At 71.4% G+C, this 3,394-nt stretch carries 4 protein-coding genes and 1 pseudogene; 2 read left to right on the top strand and 3 right to left on the bottom strand.

Translation table 11 applies throughout. The annotated features are described in order from the left end of the window. Positions 1-574: pseudogene (locus ACWEN3_RS43875) on the top strand (dimethylaniline monooxygenase); the annotation flags it as partial. 105 nt (positions 575-679) lie between these two features. On the opposite strand, the gene ACWEN3_RS43870 reads toward ACWEN3_RS43875, so the two are convergent. The 3 genes from ACWEN3_RS43870 to ACWEN3_RS43860 all read right to left on the bottom strand — a co-directional run bounded on the left by ACWEN3_RS43870 (position 680) and on the right by ACWEN3_RS43860 (position 2,755). Further along, positions 680-1,687: a chaplin family protein gene (locus ACWEN3_RS43870; protein WP_452983564.1), complete on the bottom strand. Its 1,008-nt coding sequence runs from the start codon at positions 1,685-1,687 to the stop codon at positions 680-682. 120 nt (positions 1,688-1,807) lie between these two features. Then, complete coding sequence (locus ACWEN3_RS43865) at positions 1,808-2,035, bottom strand: chaplin (RefSeq protein WP_452983561.1); 228 nt, start codon at positions 2,033-2,035, stop codon at positions 1,808-1,810. 306 nt (positions 2,036-2,341) lie between these two features. Continuing rightward, positions 2,342-2,755, bottom strand: a complete 414-nt coding sequence (locus ACWEN3_RS43860; protein WP_452983558.1) for a rodlin — start codon at positions 2,753-2,755, stop codon at positions 2,342-2,344. A gap of 265 nt (positions 2,756-3,020) precedes the next feature. On the opposite strand from ACWEN3_RS43860, the gene ACWEN3_RS43855 reads away from it, so the two are divergent. Further along, positions 3,021-3,394 (top strand): rodlin (locus tag ACWEN3_RS43855; RefSeq protein ID WP_452983555.1); only part of this gene is annotated, 374 nt, incomplete at its 3' end.

Raw genomic sequence — 3,394 nt, 5'->3', positions numbered from 1 at the left:
CCTCGGCACGGGCTGGCGGCACTGGTTCTACGCGGAACGGCCGAGCCTGTTCCGGCGGCTGCCGGGGCGCACCCGGGCCCGGATCGCGGCCGGTGCGCCCGGCCCGGCGGGGGCCTGGTGGCTGCGCGAGCGGGTGGAGCGCCAGGTGGAGGTGCTGCTCGGCCGGGAGGTGGTGGCGGCCCGCGCGGTCCCGGGCGGCCTGCGCCTGGAGACGGCGGGGCGGCGAGGCGGGGCGGCCACGCTGGAGACCGGGCACGTCATCGCCGCGACCGGCTACCGTGCCACCCGCGAGCGGCTCCGGCTCCTCTCGCCCGACCTGCGCGCCCTGCTGGCCACGGGCGCCGGCGGGGCGCCGGAGGTGGGGCCGGCCTTCGAGTCGTCGTATCCGGGGCTGTTCCTGGCCGGCCTCGTCACGGCCGCGAGCTTCGGCCCGGCCATGCGGTTCGTGTACGGCGCGACTTTCACGGCCGGCGCCCTGGTGCGCGGCGTCGGGCACCGCCTCCGCGCCGGTCCGGCCGGCTGGCCCGTCCCGGCCGCCCGCCCCGCCGCACCACCGCGTCCGGTGCGGCGCTGAGTGCGGTGTCGCGGCGGGGCACGGCGGCTTGTGGAGCGGGCTCGCCCGCCCCGGGGAACAGGGCGGCCGCGGGGTGCCGGCCACTCGGGTCCGGCACCCGGCGCGCTACCGGCGGGCGGCCGTCCGGCCGCGGCGGTACAGGATCGCACCGGCCGCGATCAGCATGGCGCTGGCGGCCGAGGTCCCGATCATGGCCTCGGCGTTGCCACCGGTGTGCGAAAGGCTCGGCCGCGACCAGTGGTGGTGCCCGCCGTACGAGGGCGGGGTGTCGTCGCCACCGGGGGGCGGGGTGTCCTCGCCGCCGTACGGAGGCTTGGTCTCCTCGTTGCCGTACCCGGGCGGAGTGCTCTGACTGCCGCTGGGCGAGGGCGTCGGCTCATCGCCGCCGTAAGAAGGCTTGTTCTCCTCGTCGCCGTATCCGGAAGGAGCGCTGTGGCTGCCACCGGGGGGCGTGCTGTGGTCGTCGCCGGGAGGCGTGGTCTCGTCGTCGCCGGGCGAAGTGCTGTCGTCGTCGGCGGAAGTGCTGTCGTCGTCGCCGTAGGAGGGCCTGGTGCTGTGGTCGTCCCCGGGCGGAGTGGTCTCCTCGTCGCTGGGCGGAGTGGTTTCGTCGTCGTCCCGAGGCGTGCTCTCGTCGTCGCCGCGCGGCGTGGTCTCGCTGCCGCCGGGCGGGGTGCTGTGGTCGTCGCCGGGGGGCGTCGTCTCGCTGCTGGTCGGGGGCGGGGTGCTGTGGTCGTCGGCGGGGGGCGTCGTTTCGCTGCTGGACGGGGGCGGGGTGCTGTCGTTCCCGCCGGGAGGCGTCGTCTCGTCGCCGTTGCCGTCACGGACCGGGGTGCCGGGGTTGCTCGGCGTGGTCTTTGAACCGCCGGTGTTCGCACAGGAGTTGCCGAACGCCGGGTTCAACGCCGCGACCACGTCGACGGAGTCGCCGCAGACGTTGACCGGGACGTCCACCGGGACCTGGATGCTGTTGCCGGACAGCACGCCGGGTGAGCCCTGGGCGGCACCCTGCGCGTTGGTGTCGGCGAGCGCGGAGCTGCCGCACAAGGACAGCACGCCGGTCGCCGCGGCGGCGGCCACGACCATGCCCTTGCTGAGGGTCTGTCGCAATCTCATAGTCTTCCTGCTCGAAGAAGTGGGAAGGCGAAGGCCGGCCCCGGAACGAAGAATCGACGGATCGACGGTCCGGGGCCGGCCTGAACGCAGCCGGTGGGGCTGTGCGGTACGGGGCGAACGTCAGCTGTTCGCGCAGCCGTTGCCGAGCGCGGGGTTCAGCAGGCCGATGACGTCGAGCGAGTCGCCGCAGACGTTGATCGGGATGTGCACCGGCACCTGGATCGTGTTGCCGGACAGGACGCCCGGGGAGTTGCTGGCGGTGCCCTGGGCCCCGGTGTCGGCGAAGGCGGGGACAGCTCCGCCCAGGACCAGGATGGCGCCGGCGAGAATAGCAGCGCTCTTCTTCATGAGGTTTCCCTTCTCTGCGGTCATGCCCCAGTTGACGGCCGAAGCCGAGCGAGCACAGCATGAACGGCTCGCACCATGACCGGCAGGTTGTAAAACGAGGGATAGACAGCGGAAGAAACCGTGGAACGCACGCACTCGCTTAATTCACTCGAACGCCCTCGCAGAATTGACACATCGGCCGATCTGACGGAGAAACAGCGACGGAGATTCGAGCGGGAGACACGGGTGGAGAATGCGACGAAAGCCGTACGGGCGGCGGCTCGAAGCGCAGGCGTGCTGCCCGTACGGCTTTCCGATCGGCTCGGCTCAGCTGTTGGCGGCGCCGTTGCCGGCCAGGACCGAGACGTCGTCGACGAGGTGCGACAGCGCCTCGTCGTTCTTCGCCTGGGTCGAGTTCTCGGCGCACTGCTGGTTCTGCGGCGAGGACAGGACCGGGACGTCCTGGACACCGACGTTGGCGAGAACGGCGACCAGCGACTGGGCGTTCGCCTTCGCCGGCAGGCCGACGCACAGCTTGTTGGCCGAACCCTGCACCAGGGTGGCCTGCGGGCTCATGCTGCCGCGGGTCACCTGGTTGCCGAACGTCTCGTGGGCGCCGTCGCCGCTGACCGACGTGGTGCCCGTGTCGTTGCCGATGGCAAGCGCCTGGGGGGCTGCCGCCGCCGACACACCGACGAAGGACGCGGCGACCGCCGCCGCGGCCATTGCCTTCTTCAGCATTTTCGCTTTCCTTTCCCTGGCTCCTCGCCAAGACGCACGTTCCTGCTCCGCATCAACCGGCCCCCAGCCGATTGGTTGCGGTGCGTCACCCGATCGGATCGTTCGGCGGCGCGAAATCGGTGGAATTCACGTATACGGCGCCCGGAACGCGCGGTTCACGCCCCTGTGTGGGCCATCGGAGTGAACCGGTGCAACCCATTGGTGCGACGGGCAGTTGAACCAGGACGCTCCGGTGGACGGGGTTTCTTCAGAAGGGAATGAGCAAGTGATCAAGAAGGTTCTGGCCTCCGCCGCGGTCGCCGTCTCCGTCGTCGGCGTCTCCGCCGCCGCCGCGTCGCCGGCCCTGGCCATCGGCAACGACACGGGTACGACGTCCTTCTCCGGCAACAACGCCACCCAGTCGTTCGGCAACTCGGCCACGTACGGCAACATGAGCCCGCAGATGGCGCTCATCCAGGGCTCGTTCAACAAGCCCTGTATCGGCCTGCCGGCCAAGCTGAACGCCCAGTCGCTGGTCGGCGCGCTCAACGTCGGCGTGCAGGACATCCCGGTCCTGTCCTCGCCGCAGAACCAGCAGTGCACGGAGAACTCGACCCAGGCCAAGGGCGACGAGCCGCTCTCGCACATCCTGGACGACAT

Source organism: Streptomyces sp. NPDC004561, assembly GCF_053602155.1.
This window is presented reverse-complemented; position numbering and strand designations above follow the sequence as displayed.